26 protein-coding genes are annotated in these 21,844 nt (G+C 74.4%); 4 read left to right on the top strand and 22 right to left on the bottom strand.

Annotated elements, in window-relative coordinates; genetic code table 11:
• Nucleotides 1-6: 6 nt before the first annotated feature.
• From BJ989_RS18445 to BJ989_RS16745, 20 genes are all read right to left on the bottom strand, one after another.
• Nucleotides 7-1,782: a flagellar hook-length control protein FliK gene (locus BJ989_RS18445; RefSeq protein ID WP_179519189.1), complete on the bottom strand. Its 1,776-nt coding sequence runs from the start codon at nucleotides 1,780-1,782 to the stop codon at nucleotides 7-9.
• Entirely contained in the window at nucleotides 1,779-2,771 is a 993-nt protein-coding gene (locus tag BJ989_RS18440; RefSeq protein ID WP_343049471.1) for a transglycosylase SLT domain-containing protein, read from the bottom strand. Before BJ989_RS18440 ends, BJ989_RS18445 begins: the two co-directional genes overlap by 4 nt.
• A complete protein-coding gene (gene fliJ, locus BJ989_RS16830; RefSeq protein WP_179519188.1) occupies nucleotides 2,768-3,229 on the bottom strand; it encodes a flagellar export protein FliJ in 462 nt (153 codons plus the stop codon). The genes BJ989_RS18440 and fliJ overlap by 4 nt, the downstream gene beginning before the upstream one ends.
• Entirely contained in the window at nucleotides 3,226-4,554 is a 1,329-nt protein-coding gene (locus BJ989_RS16825; protein ID WP_179519187.1) for a FliI/YscN family ATPase, read from the bottom strand. Before BJ989_RS16825 ends, fliJ begins: the two co-directional genes overlap by 4 nt.
• Nucleotides 4,551-5,246, bottom strand: coding sequence for a FliH/SctL family protein (locus BJ989_RS16820; protein WP_179519186.1), 696 nt, complete (start codon nucleotides 5,244-5,246; stop codon nucleotides 4,551-4,553). The genes BJ989_RS16825 and BJ989_RS16820 overlap by 4 nt, the downstream gene beginning before the upstream one ends.
• Nucleotides 5,230-6,246 (bottom strand): flagellar motor switch protein FliG, encoded by a 1,017-nt coding sequence (gene fliG / locus BJ989_RS16815; protein WP_179519185.1) that lies wholly within the window; start codon nucleotides 6,244-6,246, stop codon nucleotides 5,230-5,232. The genes BJ989_RS16820 and fliG overlap by 17 nt, the downstream gene beginning before the upstream one ends.
• Nucleotides 6,246-7,853 (bottom strand): flagellar basal-body MS-ring/collar protein FliF, encoded by a 1,608-nt coding sequence (fliF, locus tag BJ989_RS16810; RefSeq protein ID WP_179519184.1) that lies wholly within the window; start codon nucleotides 7,851-7,853, stop codon nucleotides 6,246-6,248. The genes fliG and fliF overlap by 1 nt, the downstream gene beginning before the upstream one ends.
• A 5-nt stretch (nucleotides 7,854-7,858) precedes the next feature.
• Nucleotides 7,859-8,188 (bottom strand): flagellar hook-basal body complex protein FliE, encoded by a 330-nt coding sequence (fliE, locus tag BJ989_RS16805; protein ID WP_179519183.1) that lies wholly within the window; start codon nucleotides 8,186-8,188, stop codon nucleotides 7,859-7,861.
• A complete protein-coding gene (locus tag BJ989_RS16800) occupies nucleotides 8,188-8,580 on the bottom strand; it encodes a flagellar basal body rod C-terminal domain-containing protein (RefSeq protein ID WP_179519182.1) in 393 nt (130 codons plus the stop codon). The genes fliE and BJ989_RS16800 overlap by 1 nt, the downstream gene beginning before the upstream one ends.
• Before the next feature lie 7 nt (nucleotides 8,581-8,587).
• A complete protein-coding gene (locus BJ989_RS16795) occupies nucleotides 8,588-8,968 on the bottom strand; it encodes a flagellar basal body protein (protein WP_179519181.1) in 381 nt (126 codons plus the stop codon).
• Nucleotides 8,969-9,256: 288 nt separating this feature from the next.
• Nucleotides 9,257-9,739 carry a hypothetical protein gene (locus BJ989_RS16790; RefSeq protein ID WP_179519180.1) on the bottom strand — a complete coding sequence of 161 codons (483 nt, stop codon included), beginning with the start codon at nucleotides 9,737-9,739 and terminating at the stop codon, nucleotides 9,257-9,259.
• A gap of 14 nt (nucleotides 9,740-9,753) precedes the next feature.
• Entirely contained in the window at nucleotides 9,754-10,125 is a 372-nt protein-coding gene (locus BJ989_RS16785) for a response regulator (RefSeq protein ID WP_179519179.1), read from the bottom strand.
• A 55-nt stretch (nucleotides 10,126-10,180) separates the two neighbouring features.
• Nucleotides 10,181-10,639 carry a chemotaxis protein CheX gene (locus BJ989_RS16780; RefSeq protein ID WP_179519178.1) on the bottom strand — a complete coding sequence of 153 codons (459 nt, stop codon included), beginning with the start codon at nucleotides 10,637-10,639 and terminating at the stop codon, nucleotides 10,181-10,183.
• Nucleotides 10,636-11,019 (bottom strand): response regulator, encoded by a 384-nt coding sequence (locus tag BJ989_RS16775; protein WP_179519177.1) that lies wholly within the window; start codon nucleotides 11,017-11,019, stop codon nucleotides 10,636-10,638. The genes BJ989_RS16780 and BJ989_RS16775 overlap by 4 nt, the downstream gene beginning before the upstream one ends.
• 2 nt (nucleotides 11,020-11,021) lie before the next feature.
• Complete coding sequence (locus tag BJ989_RS16770; RefSeq protein ID WP_179519176.1) at nucleotides 11,022-11,975, bottom strand: CheR family methyltransferase; 954 nt, start codon at nucleotides 11,973-11,975, stop codon at nucleotides 11,022-11,024.
• Nucleotides 11,976-12,103: 128 nt separating this feature from the next.
• Nucleotides 12,104-12,436: a hypothetical protein gene (locus tag BJ989_RS16765; protein WP_179519175.1), complete on the bottom strand. Its 333-nt coding sequence runs from the start codon at nucleotides 12,434-12,436 to the stop codon at nucleotides 12,104-12,106.
• Nucleotides 12,437-12,459: 23 nt separating this feature from the next.
• Nucleotides 12,460-12,855: a flagellar export chaperone FliS gene (gene fliS / locus BJ989_RS16760; protein ID WP_179519174.1), complete on the bottom strand. Its 396-nt coding sequence runs from the start codon at nucleotides 12,853-12,855 to the stop codon at nucleotides 12,460-12,462.
• 26 nt (nucleotides 12,856-12,881) lie between these two features.
• Entirely contained in the window at nucleotides 12,882-14,228 is a 1,347-nt protein-coding gene (gene fliD, locus BJ989_RS16755) for a flagellar filament capping protein FliD (RefSeq protein WP_179519173.1), read from the bottom strand.
• A gap of 161 nt (nucleotides 14,229-14,389) precedes the next feature.
• Nucleotides 14,390-15,175: a flagellin N-terminal helical domain-containing protein gene (locus BJ989_RS16750; RefSeq protein ID WP_179519172.1), complete on the bottom strand. Its 786-nt coding sequence runs from the start codon at nucleotides 15,173-15,175 to the stop codon at nucleotides 14,390-14,392.
• A 119-nt stretch (nucleotides 15,176-15,294) separates the two neighbouring features.
• On the bottom strand, nucleotides 15,295-16,137 hold the full coding sequence (locus BJ989_RS16745; protein WP_343049470.1) for a sigma-70 family RNA polymerase sigma factor: 843 nt from the start codon (nucleotides 16,135-16,137) through the stop codon (nucleotides 15,295-15,297).
• A 232-nt stretch (nucleotides 16,138-16,369) separates the two neighbouring features.
• Here BJ989_RS16745 and flgN point away from each other — a divergent pair, with 232 nt between their 5' ends.
• Genes flgN through fliW form a run of 4 tightly spaced genes read left to right on the top strand, consistent with a single transcriptional unit; the run spans nucleotide 16,370 to nucleotide 19,581 of the window.
• Nucleotides 16,370-16,846, top strand: a complete 477-nt coding sequence (flgN, locus tag BJ989_RS16740; protein WP_179519171.1) for a flagellar export chaperone FlgN — start codon at nucleotides 16,370-16,372, stop codon at nucleotides 16,844-16,846.
• A 4-nt stretch (nucleotides 16,847-16,850) separates the two neighbouring features.
• Complete coding sequence (gene flgK, locus BJ989_RS16735; protein WP_179519170.1) at nucleotides 16,851-18,236, top strand: flagellar hook-associated protein FlgK; 1,386 nt, start codon at nucleotides 16,851-16,853, stop codon at nucleotides 18,234-18,236.
• Nucleotides 18,236-19,126, top strand: coding sequence for a flagellar hook-associated protein FlgL (gene flgL, locus BJ989_RS16730; protein WP_179519169.1), 891 nt, complete (start codon nucleotides 18,236-18,238; stop codon nucleotides 19,124-19,126). The genes flgK and flgL overlap by 1 nt, the downstream gene beginning before the upstream one ends.
• 8 nt (nucleotides 19,127-19,134) lie before the next feature.
• Entirely contained in the window at nucleotides 19,135-19,581 is a 447-nt protein-coding gene (gene fliW, locus BJ989_RS16725; protein ID WP_246283460.1) for a flagellar assembly protein FliW, read from the top strand.
• A 106-nt stretch (nucleotides 19,582-19,687) separates the two neighbouring features.
• On the opposite strand, the gene BJ989_RS16720 is transcribed toward fliW, so the two are convergent.
• Nucleotides 19,688-20,545: a hypothetical protein gene (locus BJ989_RS16720; protein WP_179519167.1), complete on the bottom strand. Its 858-nt coding sequence runs from the start codon at nucleotides 20,543-20,545 to the stop codon at nucleotides 19,688-19,690.
• Nucleotides 20,546-20,696: 151 nt separating this feature from the next.
• Nucleotides 20,697-21,803 (bottom strand): protein-glutamate methylesterase/protein-glutamine glutaminase, encoded by a 1,107-nt coding sequence (locus BJ989_RS16715; protein WP_343049469.1) that lies wholly within the window; start codon nucleotides 21,801-21,803, stop codon nucleotides 20,697-20,699.
• Between the last annotated feature and the right edge of the window lie 41 nt (nucleotides 21,804-21,844).

Below are 21,844 nucleotides of genomic sequence, written 5' to 3'. Positions count from 1 at the left end.
CCTCCTTCACACGGTCACGTCGAGGCCCTGGTGGGCTCGCGTGGCCGTTCCGGTCGGACGCACCCCGGTGGGGGTCACGTCCTGGTCGCCGTCCCTGGCGGTGCTGCCACCACGCGTCCCTGCGTGCTGGTCCCCTCGTCCGCCCGCGGTGCCGGCCTGCTCCTGGCCACTGCTGTGGCCGGTCAGGTCGGCGTGGGCACCGGGCTGGCCGGTGGTCCCCGCGGGGGTGGTCGAGGTGGTCGTGGGGGTGGTCGCGCTCGCCGAGGCGAGGTCGCGGACCACGATGCGGGGGTCGGGGACCCCCGTGGACTCGAGCAGTCGGCGCAGCTCGGGGGTGCCCTCGAGCAGGGCGCGCTGGGCCTCCTGCCCGGCGGCGAGGCTCACCCGCACCGCGCCGTCGCGGACGCTCAGCACGACGCGGACGTCGCCGAGCGCCTCGGGCGCGAGCTGCAGGGTGACGCGTCGGGTCGTCGCGGTGCTGGTGGCGTTGACGAGCCGCACGATCTCCGGCAGCACCTGCTCGGCCACGGGCGGTGCCGTCGCCGGTGCGGTGGCTGCCGCGGGTGCGGCCGGCGCGGTCGGGGCCACCGGTGCGGCGAGGGCGGTGGGTGCGGTCGACGTCGGCGTGCTCGGCTGCGCGGCGGTGCTCGCCGAGGTGGCGGGCGCCGGTGCCGCGGCCTCGCCCGTGGTGCTGTCCTGGGTGGCGGCGCGCTCGGACGCCGGGTGGACCACGGTGGTCCCCGGCACCTGATCGGCCGCGGTCCCCCGGACCTGACCGTTCGTGGCAGCAGGGTTCGCGGGGGTGGTCGGTGCGGGGGTGCTCGGCGCGGGGGTGCTCGGTGCGGGGGTGCTCGGCGCGGCGCCGGTGGTGTCCTGGGGCACCGGCGTGGCGGCGTACTGCTGGGACGCGGTGGCGGGGGTGGCGGGGGTGACGGGGGCCGACGGGGTCGCGGCCACGGTGGGGGTCGCCGCAGCTGCGTCATGCGGTGCGGACGCAGTTGCGTGCGGTGCGGATGACGCTCCCGCGGTGGGGCGGGCGGTCGTCGCGGTTGCGTCATGCGGTGCAGACGCAGCTGCGTGCGTTCCGTATGACGCTGCGGGAGCAGCGGTGGTGGCAGGAGCAGCGGTGGTGGCAGGAGCGGCGGTGGTGGCAGGAGCGGCGGTGGTGGCAGGGGTGGCGGTGGTGGCAGGGGTGGCGGTGGTGGCGGGGGCCGCCGGGGTGGCGGGGGTGGCGGGGGCTGCGTCGAGGTACGCCGGCCGGCCGGTGGGCAGGACGGGCTCGGCCGGGGCGGTGGTCGAGGTGGTCGTGGTGGTCGCGGTGGTCGCGGTGGTGTCGACCGCGGCGGTCGCCGCGACGGGGCCGGTCCCGGTCCGGACGGCCGGCGTCGCGGTGCCGGTCGGCGCGGTGGTCGGGTCCACCGGGGTCGGGCTGGCGACCGACCACCCCGGGGTCTCGAGGGCGGGGGCGGTCGGCTCCGGCTGCTCCGAGGAGGTCGGCGAGGCCGCGTGCTCGTCGGAGGTGCCGTCGAGCAGCGGTGCGACCGGCGCGGTGGCCGGCTGGACACCCGGCCCCGCCGGCTGCTCGACCCGCGGGCACGACCCCTCGGCGCCGGGGACGGCCTGCGGCGACCCCTCGGCGCCGGGGAGGGCGCCGGCGACGAGGGCGGCGAAGAGCTCGCCGGTCGTCACCGGAGCGGGCCCGGTGCCGGTGGGGGCGCCGACGAGGGCGGTGCCCGCGAGGAGCGGGGCGGCCATCGAGGGGGCGAGGGGGAGGGTGGTCACGCTGCGCCTCCGAGCATCGACATGACGGAGCGGACGTACTGCTGCGTCTCGGGGTAGGGCGGGATGCCGTCGTAGCGCAGGACGGCGCCCGGCCCGGCGTTGTAGGCGGCCAGGGCGAGCGGGGTGCTGCCGAAGCGGTCGTGCAGGTCGCGCAGCAGGCGCGCGGCGCCGTCGACGGCCTGCACGGGGTCGAAGGAGTCGGTGACGCCGAGACCGCGGGCGGTCGCGGGCATGAGCTGCATGAGGCCCTGGGCCCCGGCGTGGCTGACCGCGCGCGGGTCGAAGCCGGACTCCTGCCGCGCCACGGCGGCGAGCAGCGGCGCCTCGACGCCGTGCTTGGCGGCGGCGCGGTTGAAGAGGTCGGCGAAGGGCGTCGCGCCGGCGACCTGGCGACCGGAGACCGCGGCGGCGCCCGAGGCCCCGCCGGTCCCGCCCGCGCCCTCGGGCAGCACCCGGCGGATGTAGTCGGGAGCGCCGTGGCCGGCGGCGTCGATGGTGGTGATCCGGATGTCGAGACCCGTGCGCGGGGCCTCGAGCATCTTGCCGTCGCCGAGGTAGATCGCGATGTGGTCGGCCCCGACGTTGCGCCCGGAGTTGTCCCAGGCGATCAGGTCGCCGGGGCGGGCCTCGGCCAGCGACGCGACGGGGGAGCCGGTGCGGGCCTGGTCGGCCGAGACGCGCGGGAGGTCGATGCCGTGCTTGCCGTAGACGTACTGCACGAGGCCCGAGCAGTCCATGCCACCGTCGGCCGGCGAGGAGCCGCCCCAGACGTAGGGCATGCCGACGTACTTCTTCGCCTCGGCGACGACCGAGGCGGCCTGGGCGCTGCTCCCGCTCGACGGGGCGGCGGACGCCGTCGCGGTCGCGGTCGCGCCGGCGGACTGCAGCGAGGACGCGAAGGCCGCGGCGCTCCCCGTGGTGCGGGGCGCCAGCATCGCCAGCTGCGACTGGATCGCGGCGATGCGGGAGGACACGTCGGCGACGCTCACTGCTCCACCTCCGACCGGCGCAGCCACAGCTGGGTGGCGGCCTCGTCGAGGCGGGCCGCCTCGCGCCGGGCGCGCTCCGCGGCCCGCTCGGCGGCGCGGGTCTCGAGCAGCGTCTCGACCGCGCGCAGCCGGGAGTGGTCGCGCTGCCAGTGCTCGCGGGCGGCGTCGGTGATGCGACGGCTGGCGTCGACCTCCTCGCGCGCCTCGCCGACGGCCTCGCCGAGCGCGGTCATCGACGCGCGCAGCGCCAGGAAGGTCGCGGCGCTGCCGGCCTCGAAGACCGGCGAGGCCTCGACGTGGCGGTGCAGCTCCGCGAGCCGCGCCTCGCGATCGCGCTGCTCGGCGCTCGCCTGCTGCAGGCCGAGGCGGCTGTCCTGCTCGCGCACCTCGCGGACCCGCGCGACGGCGTGCATGCCGCGGTCGGCCTCGTGCACGCGGCCACGCGTCGTCGCGCTCACGCCGCCACCAGCTGCTGCAGCCGCTGCCAGGTCTCAGCGGTGGGGGTGCTGTCGTCCATCGACTGCCGCAGGAAGGCGTCGATGCGGGGCATCCGCTCCAGCGCCGCGTCGGCCACCGGGTCGGTGCCGCGCACGTAGGCACCGATCTCGACGAGCTCGCGCACGTCGCGGTGGGCGGCGAGCATGCGCCGCAGCAGGGTCGCGGCCTCGCGCTGCTCCGGCGTGGTCACCGCCGAGACGACGCGCGAGATCGACTCGAGCACGTCGATGGAGGGGAAGTGGCCCGAGGTGGCGAGCCGGCGGGTGAGCACGATGTGGCCGTCGAGGATCGACCGGGCGGTGTCGCCGACGGGGTCCTGCATGTCGTCGCCCTCGACGAGCACCGTGTAGAGGCCCGTGATGCTGCCGGTCGGCGAGGTGCCGGCGCGCTCGAGGAGGCGCGGCAGCAGCGCGAAGACGCTGGGCGGGTAGCCCCGGGTCGTCGGGGGCTCGCCGGCCGACAGGCCGATCTCGCGCTGCGCCATGGCGACGCGGGTGAGGCTGTCCATCATGAGCACGACGTGGCGGCCGTCGTCGCGGAAGGACTCCGCGATGCGGGTGGCCACGAAGGCGGCGCGCAGCCGCTCGACCGGGGGCGCGTCGGAGGTGGCCACCACCACGACCGAGCGCGCCAGGCCCTCGGGGCCGAGGTCGTTCTCGATGAACTCGCGCACCTCGCGGCCGCGCTCGCCGACCAGGGCGATGACGGCGACCTCGGCGTCGGAGCCGCGGGCGATCATGGACAGCAGGCTCGACTTGCCGACGCCGGAGCCGGCCATGATGCCGATCCGCTGGCCGCGGCCGCAGGGGGTCAGCGCGTCCATGGCGCGCACCCCGAGGCCGAGCTGGGTGTCGATGCGGGGGCGGGAGAGGGCGTCGGGGGCACGGTGCTCGACGACGACCGAGCGCAGGTGGTCGAGCGACGGGCCGCCGTCGACCGGGCGGCCGAGGCCGTCGAGCACGCGGCCGCGCAGCTCGTCGCCGACGCGCACGCGCAGCGGCCCGCCGGTGTGGTGGACGTGGGCGCCGACCTGCAGGCCGGTGGTGGGGCCGAGCGGCAGGCACACCAGGCCGTCGGTGCGGCTCGCGGCGACCTCGGCGAGCACGGGCGCGCCGCTGCCCGACGCGGTGGGACCGGCGGGCTCGATGCGCACCAGGTCGCCGACGGCGGCCGGCAGGCCGGTCACGACCAGGTGCAGGCCGACCAGCTCGGAGACGCGGCCGAGCACCAGCGGGCGGGCGGCCGTGCGGGCGCGCGCGACCAGCGCGGGGGACAGGGTGCTCACGCGCGGGCCCCCGGGGCGAGCACGAGGGCCAGGCGCTCCAGCGCGGCCGAGAAGCGCAGGTCGACGACCTGGTCGCTCGCCTCCACCACGGCGTCGCCGGGGGCGAGGGCGGGGTCGCCGACGGCGCGCACGCCGTGCGGCGCGAGCGCCGCCACGACCTGCTCGTCCACCTCGGCGGGGTGCAGGCGCACCACGGCCGCCTCGGGGGGCAGGACCGCGAGCACCCGGCGTACGACGTCGGGGCCGGCCTCCTCGCCGGCGCAGCGCAGCTCGTGGCCCACCAGGTCGCGGGTGAGGCTCCAGGCCAGCTCGCTGGCCTGCGACTCGACGGCCGCGCAGGTGGTGGCGACGGCGGCGGCCAGCCGGGCCGCGGCCTGGTCGAGCGCGGCGAGGCGCGAGCGGTGCTCGGCCTCGCGCCGGGCCTCCTCGGCCTGCGCGACGGCGGCGTCCTCGGCGGCCTGCGCGGCGGCGGCCTCCGCGGCCTCGCGGCGGCCCTCGGCCCAGCCGACGGAGTAGCCCTGCGCGCGGGCGGCCGAGCGGGTGCTCTCGGCGAGGCCGGCCAGCGCCCGCTCGGTGACGGCGTCGCCGAGGACGGTGTCGTCGCCCAGCCGCGTCCAGTCGCCGGTGCGGAGCTCGGGCGTCGGCAGGGTGCGGAAGGTGTGGGGGGTGACGCGCTCAGACGACGAAGTCATCCTCGCCTCCTCTGCGGACCATGATCTGGCCCTGCTCCTCGAGCTGGCGGATGGCGCGGATGACGGCCTGCTGGGCCTCCTCGACCTGGGCGAGGCGGACCGCGCCGAGCATCTCGACCTCCTCCAGCAGGTTCTGGGCCGCGCGCTCGGACAGGTTGCTGGTGATCTTGGCCCGCACGTGGTCCGCGACGCCCTTGAGCGCGAGGGCCAGGCTGGGCCCGTCGACCTGGCGCAGCACCTGCTGCACCGAGCGGTCGTCGAGGTTGACGATGTCCTCGAACATGAACATCCGGCTGCGGACCTCGTCGGCGAGCTGGGAGTCGAGTGCCTCGAGGCCCTCGACGATCTGCCGCTCGGTCGAGCGGTCGGCCCGGTTGATGATGTTGACCAGGGGGTCGAGGCCGCCGACCCGCGACATCTCCTGCGGCTGCAGCATCGAGCTGAGCTTCCGCTCCAGCGTGGCCTCGACGGCGCGGACGGTCTCGGGGGAGGTGCGGTCCATGACCGCGATCCGGTGCGCGACCTGTGCCTGCTGGGCCGGCGCCAGGCCGGAGAGCAGCAGCGCGGCCTTGTCGGCGGTCATGTGGGCCAGCACCAGCGCGATCACCTGCGGGTGCTCGTCGACGATGAAGGAGCGCAGCTGCGCGGGGTCGGCGCGGTGCAGGAACTGGAACGGCATCTTCACCGCGGCGGCGTTGAGCCGCTCGATGATCTCCGCCGCGCGCTCGCTGCCGAGGCTCTGCTCGAGCACCGACTGGGCGAAGGCGAGCCCGCCCTGGGAGATGTGGGTGCGCGCGGTGACCATGTCGCGGAACTCGGTGAGCACCGACTCGGTCTCCGCGGCGCCGATCTGCTCGAGCCGGGCGATCTCGGCCGAGATCGCCTCGACCTCGGTCTCGGCGAGGTGGGCCATCACCTTGGCGGCCTTCTCGCGCCCCATCTGGATGATGAGGATCGCGGCCTTGCGCACGCCGATCCCGGCGAGGGTCGTCGTCGTCATCAGGGCTTCTCCACCAGCCAGCCGCGCAGCAGCGCGGCGACGTCCTCGGGCTGACGCTCGACGAGCGAGGCGAGCTCGTCGCGCAGGTCGTCGGTCAGGGCGTTCTCGGACTGCGCGAGCGCGGCCATCGCCGGCGTCTGCGCCTCGAGCGCGGCCTGCTGGGCGGCCGCAGCACGGGCGGCGGCGTCGGCGCGGAGCTGCTCCACGACGTACGTCGTGGCCTCGGCGCGCTGCTTGCCCTTCTTGCGGCTCTTGAGCCAGGCCACCACGACCAGGAGGGCGATGAGCAGGCCCAGCCCGGCGTTGCGGAAGAGCGTCATCTGGGCGCTCTTCGCGTCGGCGGCCTCGGCCGCGGCGATCTCGGCGGCGGCCGCCTCCTCCGCGGAGCGGTCGAAGGGCATCGACGACACGCTGATGGTGTCGCCGCGCCGGGGGTCGACACCGACGGTGGCGGCCACGAGCTGCTGCACCTGGTTGGGGTCGATCGCCGCAGCGTTGCCGGAGTCGATCACGACGCCGATGCCCAGCTTGTCGATCTCGCCGGGGGCGGACTCGCGGACCTCCGTGATCGTGTCGATCGCGTTGTCCTGGGTGCGGGTCGACTTCTCGTAGGACGACGCCCCGTCGACGGTGCCGTCGGTGCCCTCCATCTGCCCGTCGGGGCCGACGACGCCGCCGACCGTGCCGAGGCCGCCGCCGGCGCCCTCGTAGGTCTCGGTCTGCTCGCTGGAGGACAACGGCGGGTTGTCGGGGTCGGGCTCGTAGCGGGTCGACTCGGTGACGGTCTGGTCGAAGTTGAGGTCGGCGGTCACCTGCACGGTGGCGTTGCCCGGGCCGGCGATCCGGTCGAGGGTCGCCTGGATCCGGCGGGTCATCTCGTCCTGGACCTCGCTGACCTGCTGCGCCCGTGTCGAGGCCGCGCCCATCGCGGAGTCCGCGGGCGGGGTGAGCAGGGTGCCCGCGCCGTCGGCCACCGTCACCCGGTCGGGGTCGAGGCCGTCGATGCTCGAGGCGACGAGGTGCACGACCGACTGCACCTGCTCGGGGGAGAGCGCGGCGCCGGGGCTCGTGCTGACGAGCACCGAGGCGGTCGCGGGTTCCTGCTCGTCGGCGAAGACCTCCTTCTGCGGCAGCGCGAGGTGCACGACGGCCGTGCCGACGCCGTCGATGCCCTCGATGGTGCGGGAGAGCTCGCCCTCCATGGCCCGCTTGAAGTCGGTCTGTTCCTGGAACTCCGAGGTCGACAGGTCCTGGCCGTCGAGGATCGAGTAGCCGCCCTGGCCGCTGCTGGCCGGCAGGCCCTCGCCGGAGAGCGCGATGCGGGTCTCGTAGACGGTGTCCTGGGGGACCATGACCGTGGTGCCGCCGCCGGCGATCTCGTAGGGCACGCCCTGGGCGGTGAGCTCCTCCACCACGGCCGCGGTGTCCTCGGCCGACATGTTGGAGAAGAGCGGGGTCATGGCGGGCTTGCTGGCCCAGCTGAAGACCATGAACGCGGCGAGCAGCAGCGCGCCCGTGCCCAGCACCGCGACGACCTTCTGGCCGGTGGTGAAGGCGGTGAACGACCGCTGGGCCCGCGTGAGGCTCCGGGTGAGGTTGTCCTTCATCGTGCTCAGACCTGCATCCGCATGATCTCGTTGAACGCCTCGACCGCCTTGTTGCGGACGGCGACGGTCAGCTGGGTGGTCACGGCGGCCTCGGTGGCCGCGATCGTGTAGTCGTGGAGGTTGGTGAGGTCACCGGTCGCGGCCTGCACGGCGAGGCCGTCGCTCTTGGCCTGCACCGCGGCGAGCCGGTCGATGCCGTCGAGCACCATGTCGCCGAAGGCGGCGCCGGGGGCCGAGGGGCCCGACACCGAGGTGGCGGGGCCGCTGGCCGACGGGGCGACCGTCGGGGGGACGTACGGCGTGAAGCCGACCGGCTCGATGCCGCCGATGCTCATCAGGCACGTCCGATCGTGAGGGCCGAGGAGTAGGTCTCCTGGGCGTTCTTGGTGACCTGGACCGCGGCCTGGAAGCCGCGCTGGGCCATGACGAGCTGGCTCATCTGGCTGGCCATGTCGACCTCGGGCAAGCGCACGTAGCCCTCCGCGTCGGCCAGCGGGTGGTCGGGGCTGTGCACGAGGCGGCCCTCGGGGTCGCCCTCGGCGATGCCGGCCACCTCGACGCCGCCGCCGGGGCGGGCGCGGGCGACGACCATCTGCGAGCGGAAGGCCTCCTCGTCGGTGGACTTCACGGTGTTGGCGTTGGAGATGTTGTTGGCCAGCGAGTCGAGCCAGGTCTGGTGCATGCCGAGGCTCGAGTTGGCGATGCGCAGGGAGTCGAAGGCGCCCACGGTCAGCTCACTGTCCCGTCACGGCGGTGCGGACGAGGTCGAACTTGTCCGAGACCGCGCGGGTCAGCATCTGGTACTGGAACTGCGACTGGACGGCGGCCAGCGTCTCCTTGCGCAGGTCGACGGAGTTGCCGTCGGGACCCACCGGGGTCTCGGTCAGGGCCGCGGTCGCGACGACGGGGTCGGCACCCGGGACCTCGAACGCCCCGGAGACCAGGGCGGAGCGCAGCGAGTCCTCGAAGGCGACGGCCCGGGCGCGGTAGCCGGGGGTGTCGACGTTCGCGATGTTGTCGGCGATCGTCGACTGGCGCAGGGCGACGCCGTTGAGCGCGCTGTGCAGCGCCCGGCTGACGCCGTCGGTCACCAGACCGTCGGTGGCGAAGGACACGACATCCCTCCATGACGAGGAGATCGGGTGCCGGTCCTTCGGCGGGGGTGAGCGTTCCGTGCTCGCGGGGCCCTTCGGCGCTGCCCCGCCCGGGCTGAGCCGTCGGCGGCGGTCGTCGCCGATCGGGTCCGAGGTCGGGACGGAGGTCCCGGTCTGGTCCGGGACCGGGTGGTCCCGGGTGCGCCACGACCTGGGTGCGCCACGACCTGGGTGCGCCACGACCCGGGTGCGCCACGACCCGGGTGGCCACGTGGGGCCGCCCGGGTCGGGTGAGGGGAGCTGCGAGCGTCAGGTGAGGATGACCGAGAGCCGTCCGCCGCCGTAGCCGGCGACGTCGATGCGCAGGTCCTCGCGGCGGCCGAGCGTCAGGGCCCGGGCCTCCACGTCGTGCGGGGCCTGGTCGCCGACGTGGTGCACGGCGTGCAGGCGGAGGTGCTCGGCCCCGGCGACGTTGAAGGTCGAGGCCGCGATGTTGAAGACCTCCGAGAGGTTCTCGCGCAGGGTGTCGGGCAGTCGGCCCGCCTCCATCGCGTCGAGGGCCCCGGCCGGCGGCACCAGCCCGATCGCGGCGGCACCGTAGGCCGAGAGGGGCATGTCGAGCGCGATCAGCGCCCGCACCCGCAGCGCGTCGTCGACGTACACGCCGTACGTCGCCCGGTTGTAGGGGCCCGGGGCGAAGGGCGAGGTGGTGCTGAGCGTGACCTCGCGCCCGAGGAGGTCCGCGAGGAGCTCGCGGACCTCCATGGGTCCGGGGAGGTGGACGGTCGACACAGCGGGCGACCTCCTCAGCCGGTGGGTGCCAGGACGGCCGAGAGGGCCTCGGCGAAGGTCTCGGCGGTGAACGGCTTGGCGATGAGGAAGAGGGCGCCGGCCGCGGCCGCACGGGCCCGCATGTCGTCGGAGCCCTCCGAGGTGACGAAGCCGAAGGGCACGGCGCAGCCGGCGGCGCGCAGCCCGACGAGGCAGTCGATGCCGTTCATCTCGGGCATGTTCCAGTCGGAGAGCACGAGGTCGGGGGCGTCGGCCAGCACGGCGTCCATCGCGATGCGGCCGTTCTCGGCCTCGACGACGTCGTGCCCGCCGAAGCCGGCCTGGCGCAGGGTGCGGATGACGATCTGGCGCATGACGCGGGAGTCGTCGGCGACGAGGATCTTCACGGGACGTCCTTCGGGTGGGTCGGTGCAGGGGAGGTGGTGCTGCGGCGGGGCGCGCTCAGGCGGCGGCCGCGCCGAAGACGTGGACGGAGACGACGACCGGCTCGCCGAGCCAGCTGGCCTCGACGCGGCAGGCCTCGACGGCGTCGGAGGGGCGCGCGACGCGGCCCACGGCCACCACGGGCAACGACAGCGTGCTGGGGCCGGGCATCAGGCTCTTGACGTTGCCGCCGACCATGTTGACCAGCTCGCCGACCGCGTCGGCGACGTCCTCGTCGGAGGCGACCTCGTCCTCGGCCATGCCGAGCATCTGCTGGGTGACGGCCGCGGCGACGCGGTCGGTCAGCTCGACGGTCACCATGCCCTCCCAGCCACCGGTCACGGTGATCGCGGCGGACCAGCCGCCGGTGGGACCGCCGGCGCCGGGCAGGAGCGGCTCGGCCTCCCCGAGGAAGCTGGCCCACACCTCCTCGGTGAGGGAGCGGACGTCGTCGAGGGTGGGGGCTGCGGTGCTCATGCGGGCACTCCGTTCCGGACCAGGCCGAGCATCTCCAGCTTGTCGGTGATGGCGTCGGGGGTGAAGGGCTTGATGACGTACTCGTGGGCGCCCGCCGCGAGCGCGCGCACGATCTGGCCGTGCTCGCTCTCGGTGGTCACCATCATCAAGGTGATGTCGCGCCACTCGGGGCGCTCGCGCACCTTCTGCACGAAGGTGTAGCCGTCCATGACCGGCATGTTCCAGTCGATGAGGCAGATGGCGGGGGTCAGGCCGCCCTCGAGGTGGTCGAGGGCCTCCTGCCCGTGGCCGGCCTCCGCGGTCTCGAAGCCGAGCTCGGTGACGATGCGGCGCAGGATGCTCCGCATCGCCCGGGAGTCGTCGATGATCAAGGCGTGCATGGTCATGCTCCCGTCAGGGCGGTCCGCGTGGCGGTGGGCGTGATGGTGGGCGTGCTGGTGGGCGAGGCGGGGAACGAGCTCGTGGGCGCGGCGGCCGGGGTGCCCGCCGGCGGGACGGCGCGCAGCTGCGCGGCGGAGGTGACGCCGGTGGGCAGCGGGCGGTGCACCGCGACGCGGCCGACCGGCTCGCGCGACCACGGGGTGTCCATGTCGAGCGTGGTCTCGGACGAGCCGAGCAGCAGGAAGGCGTCGGGGGCGACGACGGCGCGGGTGCGGCGCAGGATGTCGCGCTTGGTCGGCAGGTCGAAGTAGATGAGCACGTTGCGCAGGAAGACCACGTCGAAGACCGGCATCGGCGGGAAGGGCGCGGCGAGGTTGAGGTGCTGCGTGCGCACCATCCGCTTCAGCTCGGGCTTGACCTCCCACTCGGTGCCGACACGGGAGAAGTAGCGAACCAGCTGCGCCGCGGGCATGCCGCGGTTCATCTCGACCTGGCCGTAACGGCCGGCCTGCACGCGCTCGAGCATCGCGGTCGACACGTCGGTGGCGAGGATCGAGGCGCTCCAGCCGGGCGGCAGGTGCTGGTCGAGCAGCATCGTGAGGCTGTAGGCCTCCTGCCCGCTCGAGCACGCCGCCGACCAGATGTTGAGGTGGCGCGTGGTGCTGCGGGCCGCGATCAGCTGCGGCAGCATGTGGTCGGTGAAGACCTGGTAGGGCGCGTTGTCGCGGAACCACGAGGTCTCGTTGATCGTGAGCGCGTCGAGGGTCTTGCGGCGCTCGACCAGGCTCCCGGCGAGCCGGGAGACGTAGGCGTCGACGTCGGCGCAGCCGGCAGCACGGGCCAGCGGGGTCAGGCGCGCCTCGACGAGGTACTCCTTGCCCGGTTCGTAGAGCATCGACGTCTCCCGCTTGACGAGCTGGGAGACGTACTCGAAGCTCGCGGTCGAGATGGTCACGACTCCTCCTTCGGGTGCGGGGCGGGTGATCTGAGGCGTACGCCGCGGGCCGGGCGGCCGCGGGCGGAGAAGGGGCCGAAGGTCCCGGTGGGTCCTCGGGCGGGCGCGTGGCCGCGCCGGGACGGCGGTCAGACGTGCGTGTCGACGTACGCCGCGCGGACGGCCCCGGCGTAGGTCGCGCCGCCGCGGTCGACGTCCTCCTGGCGTCGGCGCAGGTCGACGACGGCGCCGGCCAGCGCCTCGAGGGCCGCGGCCTGGCGGGCGTGGATGGCCTGCGCGCGCTCGCGGAGGTCCTCGGGGATGGGTCCGAGGTCGGTGGGCAGGTCCCACTCGCGCAGGTGCGGCGGGTCCTCGCCGCGTCGCGCCATCCGGTCGCAGACCAGCACGTCGAGCTCGAGGCGGTCGAGCGCGGTCTCCCACGCGAGGTGCTGACGCTCCTCGGGGGTCAGGGTCGACTTCACGGCGGGCTCGGCTCGGGTCCGGCTCAGGCCGAGGCGGCCGTGGGGGCGGCGGCCGCCTGCAGGGCGGCCTGCTTCCACGTGTCGGCGAGGTCGCGCACGAGGCCGAGGCAGTGCTCGGTGAGGGCCGCGTCCTTGCGGACGTTGGCCGCGACCAGCTGGTTGAAGAGGTAGTCGTAGAGCGAGGCGAGCTGCTGGCCGCCGGCGAAGAGCTCCGGCTTCAGCGTGCTGCGCAGCTCCACGACGATGTCCTGGGCGTGCAGCAGCTGGCGGTGGGCCTCCGGGAGGTCGTCGACGTGCTGGGCGTCGAGCGCGCGCTGCACGTCGAGGACCAGCCGGTCGACCAGCATCACGAGCAGCCGGGCGGGGCTGGCGGTGCTGACGGAGTTCTGCATGTAGGCGTTCCGTGCCGTGGGGATCATGAGGTGCCTTCCGTAGCTTCCTCGGCTCAGCCCGCTGCCGAGGGCAGGGAGCTGATCTGACCTGCGAGCCAGTTCGACTGGCTGTTCATCTGCGACAGGGCCGTCTCGAGGGCGGTGAACTGCCGCGTGAGCATCGAGCGGCGCAGCTCGAGGCGGGTGTCCCACGCCTCGATGGAGTCGTTGAGGCGGGCGATGCCGGCCTGCCGGCCGGTGATGGCCGTGGTGATCGTGCCGTCGTACTTGTCGCTGGCGGCCTTCGCCACGTCACGCACCCGCTCGGCGAAGCCACCGGAGACGAGGGTGCCCGCGCGGGCCGGGTCGGCGGCGTACGCCGTCTCGAAGGCGGCGCGGTCGAAGGTGAAGGTGCCGCTGCGGTCGAGCTCGATGCCGAAGTCGGCCAGCGTGGTGGTGCCGTCGCCGAAGAGGGTGCCGGTGAGGGTGCTCTGCACCGATCGCACGATCGCGTCGCCGGCGAGCACGCCGGCCTTGCCGGCTCCGCCGCCCTGCGCGGTGACGGTGCGCATCTCGGACAGCACGGCGTTCAGGCCGTCGACCAGGTCCTTGACCAGCGTGCCGGCCGCGGCCACGTCGCGCGCGACGGTGAGGGTGGCCGGGGTGCCGGGGAAGTCATCGGGCGCGGTGCCGGCCCTGCCGGGTGTGTCGGGGGCGATGGTGACGTCGATGCCGGCCACGAGCTGGCTGAAGGTGTTCGTCGTGGAGGACGCGGTGATGCCGGCGCCGAGCTCGACGAGCGCGTCGCGGCCTGCTCGGACGGTGGGGCCACCGAGCAGCGCACCGCCGTCGAGGGCGGTGAGCGCGAAGTCGCTGGCCTCGCCAGTGGCGGTCGACTCGACCAGCAGTCGCTGACCGTCGGCCGTGCTCACGAGCGTGGCCCGCACCCCGGTCGCGTTGTCGGGGTCGTTGAGTGCGGCCACCAGACCGTCCAGGCTGCCGTCGCCCGTCTCGAGGATCTTGGTGGTGCCGTCGAGCAGGTCGAGACGCACCTGGGTGTCGGCGCCGGTGACGAGGTCGGTGCCCGCCGCGGCCTCGGCGAACCCGAGCTGGTGGGACGCCGCGGTCTGCACGACGGTCAGGCTGATCGTGGTGGGGGCAGCGGTGCCGCCGGCCTTCACCGTCACCTTGTCGCTCGTGGACGCCGCGGCCCACCCACCGAACTTCGCCGGGTCGAGGGCGGCCTCGGCCTTCGTGACGAGCGCGGCGAGCTTGGCGTTGATGCTCTGCAGCGTGCTGACCTGGGAGGTCTCGGTGGTGACCCGGGTCTTGAGGCGCGTCTGCGGGATCGTCTCCAGCTGCATGAGCTGGTCGACGATCGAGGCGGAGTCGAAGCCGCCCAGTCCGCTGATGCTGGCCACGTCGTCCTCCTCCCGGTCGGCGCTGCAGGTCGTGCAGGTGGGTCTGGTGCTGGTGGTGCCGGAACGCAGGAGGCGGGGGTGAGCGGGTGCTCACCCCCGCCACCTGCGGTGCTGGGTCGACCTCGTCGGTGCCGGGGTGGCCGGTGCCGACGGAGGAGACGTCAGCGGAGCAGCGAGAGCACGCCCTGCGGGGCCTGGTTGGCCTGGGCGAGCATCGCGGTGCCGGCCTGCGCGAGGATCTGCGAACGGGTGAAGTTCATCATCTCGCTCGCCATGTCGGTGTCGCGGATCCGGCTCTCGGAGGCCGAGAGGTTCTCCACGGCGACGTTCACCGACTTGATGGTGTGCTCGAACCGGTTCTGCACCGCACCGAGCTCGGCGCGCTGCGTCGAGATCTGCGTGATCGCGTCCTTCACCGACTGGCTGTCCTCGATCGAGGCGCCCGAGGTGTCGACGGCCGCCAGGGCGGTGGCCGAGACCTCGATGGAGTCCTCCGAGGTCGAGCCGACCTGGAAGTTCAGCGCCTCGCCGCCGAAGAGGGCGACACCGTTGAAGTTGGCGTTGGTGGTGATCCGGGTGATCTCCTCCTGCAGCTGGGTGAACTCACCCGACAGCGCCGCCTTGGAGTCGTCGTTCTGCGTGCCGTTGTTGTGCTGCACCGAGAGGTCGTTCATGCGCTGGAGCATGGAGTGGACCTCGGTGAGCGCACCTTCGGCGGTCTGGGCGACCGAGATGCCGTCCTGGGCGTTGCGGACGCCCATCTTCAGGCTGCCGACCTGCGAGCGCAGGCCCTCGGAGATCGCCAGGCCGGCGGCGTCGTCCGCGGCCCGGTTGATGCGGAAGCCGCTGGACAGCTTCTCGAGCGACTTCGACATCTGGTTCTGCGTGACCGACAGGTTGCGGTACGAGTTGAAGGCGTCGATGTTCTGGTTGATGCGGAGACTCATGGTGTTTCCCTCCTGGAAGTCGAGTCGTGGTGCCGGTGCCCGTCCGTGGGCTTCCGTGCCCCTCCCATCGACCCCCCTGCCGGGGACCTGAGGGAAGAGGGTGGGGAATTTCCGGCGCGTCAGGCCGTCGCGTTCAGCGCGCCGCTGCCCGCGGCGGCGGGGCGGCGCAGCGTGGCGGCGTGACGGGAGGCGACGGCGGAGAAGTAGGCCTCGCGGCGGCGGGCGGCGCAGCCGTCGGGGCGGGCCGGGGGCGCGACCAGCTCGGGGTCGAGCTCGCGGTTGATGGCCTCCTTGAGCAGCACGAGCGCCTCGGCCCGCATCTGCGAGACCCGCGACTCCGAGACGCCGAGGGTGTCGGCGATCTCCGCCATCGGCCGCTCGGCGAGGAAGTACTCCTGGACCACGGTGCGCAGCCGCTCGGGCAGCTCGGCGATGGCGTGCACGAGGTAGGCGAGGCGCTCGCGGTGCTCGACGAGGTCCTCGGGGCTCGGGCCGCCGCTGGGGAGGAGGTCGTCGAGCGAGGCGTCCTGCGAGCCCTGGAGCGAGAGCACCTGGGCGCGGGCGATGTCGTCCTCGTTGGCGGCGACGTCCTCGACGCGCAGGCCGGAGGCGGTCGCGACCTCCTGGGTGGAGGGGACACGACCGAGGGTGGCCGCCAGGCGGGTCTTGGTGTCCTCGATGTCGCGGGCGCGGCGGCGCACGGAGCGCGACGCCCAGTCGACCGACCGCAGCTCGTCGAGCACGGCGCCGCGGATGCGGGTCGCGGCGTAGCGGGCGAAGGGGACGCCGCGCGCGGCGTCGTACGCGTGCCCGGCCTGCACCAGCGCGGCGAGGCCGGCAGAGGTCAGGTCGTCGCGGTTGACGTGGGCCGGCACCCGGCCCATCGTCTCGCGCACGATGTGACCGACCAGGGCCATGTGGCTGGTGATCATCGCGTCGGTGTCCATCTCGTTCTCGCTCACGTCGCCACCTTGGGTGCCGATGGGGACGCCTCGAAGGGCAACGGCGCAGAACCGACCGGTCGGTCGGCAGGTCGGGCCCGAAGGTCCCGGGTCCTCCCACCCGGACGGCCCGGAAGTGGTCCGCACAGTTGACTCAGGAGGGTCCTGCGCCGGCCGAAGGGGAGGGAGCAAGGTCCCCGTCGCCGCACCACGGCCCGGGGGCGACGACACGACCGGACGGACCGATCCCGTGATGGAGAAGCTGTCGCTCGTCCTGTGGCGGGAGCGCGAGCTGCTCGACACGCTGCACTACCGCCTCGAGCAGGAGCAGCTGCTCCTCGCCAGCGGTCGCACGCGCTGGCTGATCCGCGCGGCGCGCGAGGTCGAGGCCGTGCTCGAGACGATCCGCGAGACCGAGGTGCTGCGCGCCGTCGCCGCCGACCAGGCCGCCGCGTCGGTCGGGCTGCCGGCCGGCTCGAGCCTGCGCGACCTCGCCGACGCGGCCGACGAGCCCTTCCGCTCGCTGCTGCACGACCACCGCGAGGCCTTCCAGGCCGCGACCCTCGAGATCACCGCGCTCGCCGACGCCAACCGCGACCTCATCACCACGGGCTACCGCTCGGCCCGCGAGACGCTCATGACGCTCGGCGGGCCGGTCGACGGCTACAGCCAGGACGGCACGGCCACCTCGGTCGCGCCGCGGCACCGCCTGGTCGACCGGAGCCTCTGACCCGATGGCCGGCACCTTCTCCTCCTTCGGCAACGCGCTGAGCGCGCTGCGCTACAACCGCGTCGTCATGGACGTGGCGAGCGGCAACGTCGCCAACGCCTCGTCCGAGGGCTACGTGCGGCGCCGCGTCGCGGGGGAGGCCGTCGGGGCGCCCGCCCAGACCGCGATGTGGGCGCGCTACGAGGGCCAGGGCGACGGTGTCCGGGTGCTCGGCCTCGAGCGCTTGTCCGACACGCTGCTCGACGCGCGCGCCCGCGCGGAGCACAGCAGCCGCACCTACCTCGACGTCCGCAGCTCGGTGCTCCAGCGCTTCGAGACCGGCGTCGGCGAGCCCGGGGAGAACGGCGTGTCCGCGGCGATGGACGAGCTGCGCACCGCCTGGCACGACCTCGCCAACAACCCCGGCGGCGACGCCGCCCGCAGCCAGCTCCTCGCCCGGGCGGGCGTGCTCGCCGCGTCCTTCGGCGTGCAGGCGCGCAACGTGGCCTCGGAGGCGTCGGCGCAGCGCGTCGCGCTCACCTCGGCCGTCACCGAGGCCAACACCCTGGCCTCCGACCTCGCCACGACCAACCGCTCGATCGCGGTCGCGACCTTCAACGGCGACGACGCCTCGGTGCTGATGGACCGCCGCGACGCGCTGGCGATGCGGATCTCCGAGCTCACCGGCGCGGTCGCCACCGTGCGGGCCGACGGCGGCCTCGACATGGCGGTCGGCGGTGTGCCGCTCGTGGCCGGCAAGGACGCGGGCCGCCTCGTCGTGACGGCCGGCATCGCCGACGACGGCTCCGCCGACGGCAGCCCCGTCGCGCTCGCTGTCGAGCTGGACGGCGTCGAGACCCCCGTCGCCGGCCTGAAGGGCGACGCCGGAGCCCGGGTCGACCTGCTCAACACCACGCTCCCGGCGTACGCCGAGGGGCTGGGCGCCGTCGCGCGCCGGCTGGCCGAGGAGGTCAACGCCCAGCACGCGCAGGGATACGACAAGGACGGCGTCGCAGGCGGGCCGCTGTTCACCTTCGACGAGGACGACCCGGCGGGCACGCTGGCCGTCGCGATCACCGACGTCCGCGAGGTCGCGGCCTCCTCGGTGCCCGGCGGCGGGCTCGACGGCGGCAACGCCGACGCTCTCGGTCGCCTCGAGGTCGCCGGCGAGGACTACCAGCGGCTGATCAACGGCCTCGGCACCGAGGTGGCCTCGGTGCGGCGACTGGCGCTGAACCAGGACGCCCTGACCAAGCAGGTCGACGGCACCCGGGAGCAGCTCTCCGGGGTGAACCTCGACGAGGAGATGGTGACCATGCTCCAGGCCCAGCGGGCCTACGAGGCGGCGGCGCGGGTGATGTCGACGGTCGACAGCATGCTCGACACGCTGATCAACCGGATGGGCAGCTGATGAGCACCTTCCGGGTCACCCACAACATGCTCGCCCAGCGCTCGCTGGACGGGATGATGACCGCCTCGAGCCGGGTGTCGAAGGTGCAGGAGCACCTCACGACCGGCCGCATCATCAACCGGCCCTCCGACGACCCGACCGGCACGACGGCCGCGATGCGCATGCGCACCTCGATCGCCGAGGCCAAGCAGCACGCGCGCAACGCCGACGACGGCCTCGGCTGGCTCGCGCAGGCCGACAGCACGCTGATGTCCATGACCGACCAGGTGCGCCGGGCCCGCGAGCTCGCCATCCGCGGCGCCAACACCGGCAGCGTCGGCCCGGCCGCGCGCGAGGCGCTGGCCACCGAGGTCGACCAGCTCCGCACGTCGCTGCTCGCCGCCGCCAACACGACGTACCTCGACCGGCCGGTCTTCGGCGGCACCACCGCCGGTGGCGTCGCCTACGACTCGGACGGGCTCTACGCCGGCGACACCGGCCAGGTGCGCCGCACCGTCGGCGACGGCGTGCAGGTGCGCGTCGACACCGACGCCGTCGCGGTCTTCGGCCCCGACGGTGCCAACCTCTTCGACGACCTGACCGCGCTGTCCGCCGCCCTCCGCGCCGGCGACGCGGCCGGGATCGCCGCCGGCGGCGACGCGATGCGCGCCGGCCTCGACCGGCTGACGACGACGCTGGCCGACGTCGGCACCCGCTCGGCGCGCCTCGAGGTGGCCGCCCAGGCCGCCCGCGACGCCGAGGTCGACCTGGTCAGCTCGCTGTCCGAGGTCGAGAACACCGACCTGCCCAAGGCGATGGTCGACCTCCAGCTGCAGGAGGTCGCCTACCAGGCCGCGCTCGCGGCCACGGCCCGTGTCATGCAGCCCAGCCTGATGGAGTTCCTGCGATGATCGCGACGATGGTGCAGACGACGGCCCCCGCCCCCGCGGCGGCCGGGAGCAGGAGCGAGATGCCCGAGGTCTCCGACGTGCCGGTGATCGAGATGGTGCAGCCGGTGCCCGGCTTCCCCGAGCACCGCCGCTTCGCGCTCGTGCAGCTCGACGAGGACGGCGTGCTCTGCGCGCTGCGCTCGCTCGACGACGAGTCGCTGCGCTTCCTGGTGGTGCCGCCCTTCGACTTCTGGCCCGACTACGCCCCGGTCATCGCCGACGACGTCGTCGCCGACCTCGGCATCGAGGCGGTCGGCGACGTGCTGGTCCTGGTCGTCCTCACCGCCGGCGCCACGCTGGCCGAGACCACCGCCAACCTGCTCGCGCCGGTGGTGCTCAACACCGTCACCCGCCGTGCGGCCCAGGTCATCCTCGACGACCCCAGCCTGCCCGTCGCCGCCCCGCTGCCCGTCTGACCGGCCTGCAGGAGTCCCCGGCTGACCGGTGACTCCTGCACTTGTGGCCCGAGTTCTCGGGGCACAAGTGCCAGACTCACCGGTCGACCGGTGACTCCGACAGGCCTCAGAGCAGGGGACCGACGGGGGCGGTGAGGAGGGCCACGGACTCCTCGTCGAGGACGTCGGCGAGCAGGAGGGCCAGAGCCGCGCCGCTGACGGCGTTCCAGCCGCCGGAGGCCAGCTCGGTGGTGGTGAACGGCGCGCGCCGCACGGCGACGACGGCCTGCAGCTGCGCCCGTGCGGCGAGCCGCAGCCGGTCGGTCACGTGGGCCGCCCAGGTCGCGGCGTGCATCGCCTGGGCCCAGCCGGCCGGCCGGGCGGCCCCGGCCGCGTCGAGCAGCTCCAGCACCCCGGCGCGGTCGAGGTCGGCCACGGCGTCGAGCAGGCCGACGACCGCCGCGCCGCCCGGAGCCTCGGCCAGTCCGGGCGCCGCGCCTGCGGCGTCGGGCCCGCCCGCCCGTGCGTCGGCGTAGGCCAGCACGTGGGCGACGGCCGGGTCGTCGAGCTGCCCCGCCCAGCAGGCGATGACGGCGTCGCGCAGCACGGTGGTGGCGCGCAGGCCGGAGGACAGGTGGTCGACCGGCAGGCGGCCGACCCAGTCGAGCAGCTCCTCGCGCACCAGGTCGACCACGACCTCGGGGCCGAGCACCGGCACGCCCTCGAGCAGCGCCAGGGCCTCCTCGGGGCGACCCTCGCCGACGAGGTCGGCGCTGCGGCGCAGCGCCAGCGGCAGGTGCTCGCTGCTCCCGCGCTGCGCCGGCACGTGCGGCTCGGCGGCCCGGGGCACGACGCCTGACGCCAGCCGGTCGAGGTCGTCCTCGACCAGGGCGACCGCGAGGTCGAGCACCCGCGCGGCGGCGGCCCCGCCGGGCAGCCGCACCAGGTCGTAGCCGACCGCCGACATGTTCACCAGACCGCCCACGGCGATCCCCTCCCGTCCTGACGACCCTCACCGTCGTGGGGCTCTCCCGGGCCCCGGAGCACCAGTGTGCTCCTGGATGCCCAACGAGGGGGAGGGGCGCGAGGTCACGGAGCGTCGCCGGTGAGGGCTGCGCTGGACCAGTCAGGTCCGCTCAGGCGAGGGCACGGGCAGGTACGGCGCCCCCGCGGCCGGCGCGCACGCGCGTGGTGATCGCCGCGGCGACGTCGCCGAGCGGCAGCTGCTGGTCGGCGAGGCCCGCGCGCGCCACGGCACCCGGCATGCCCCACACGACCGAGCTGGCCTCGTCCTGCACGTAGACCTCGCCGCCCGCAGCGACCACGTCGGCGCTCGCGCGGGCCCCGTCGGCGCCCATGCCGGTGAGGACGACGGCGAGCGTGCGCCCGCCGTACACCTCGACGACCGAGCGGAAGAGCACGTCGACCGCGGGGCGGCAGTAGTTCTCGGGCGTGCCCTGGTCGAGCGAGACGCCGACACCGGCGCCGACCCGGCGCACCCGCATGTGGAAGTCGCCGGGCGCCAGCAGCACCCGGCCGGGCACGACCACGTCGCCGGCGCGCGCCTCGGTCACGGTGAGCGGGCAGCGCTTGTCGAGGCGCTGGGCGAGCTGGGCCGTGAAGACCGGCGGCATGTGCTGCACGATCACGACCGGCACCGGCAGGTCGGCCGGCAGGCCCGAGAGCACCGTGCTGAGGGCGTCGGGGCCGCCCGTGGAGACGCCGATGGCGAGCACGTCGACCGGGGTCGAGGTGCGGTCGAGGGGCCGGCCTGCGGGCGTGCCCGCGGCGGCAGGCGCGACGGGTCGGCGCACGGGGATGACCGGCGCCGGGGGCGGCGCGCACAGCGCCAGGATCTTCGGCACGATCTGGGCGCGGACCGCGGCCATCGACTCGACCACGCTGCCCACGTTGGCAGGCTTCGTGACGTAGTCGCGGGCGCCACGCTCGAGGGCGTCGAGCGTGGTCGCGGCGCCGCGCTCGGTCAGCGTCGAGAACATGATGACCGGCAGCTTCGGGTGGAGCTTGCGCAGGTGCAGCAGCGTCTCGAGGCCGTCCATGACCGGCATCTCGATGTCGAGCGTGATCAGGTCGGGGTTGAGCTGGGCGATCTTCGCCAGGGCGACCTTGCCGTTGGGCGCCACGCCCACCACGTCGATGCGCGGGTCGGCCGACAGCGAGTCGGTGACCAGGCGGCGGACGACGACGGAGTCGTCGACGACCATGACGCGGATCTTCTTCACGGGTTCCTCACAAGGGGCGTGGTGGGGTGGCGCCCTGCACG

This window comes from Nocardioides perillae, assembly GCF_013409425.1.
In the GTDB taxonomy this organism is placed as follows: domain Bacteria; phylum Actinomycetota; class Actinomycetes; order Propionibacteriales; family Nocardioidaceae; genus Nocardioides; species Nocardioides perillae.
This window is presented reverse-complemented; position numbering and strand designations above follow the sequence as displayed.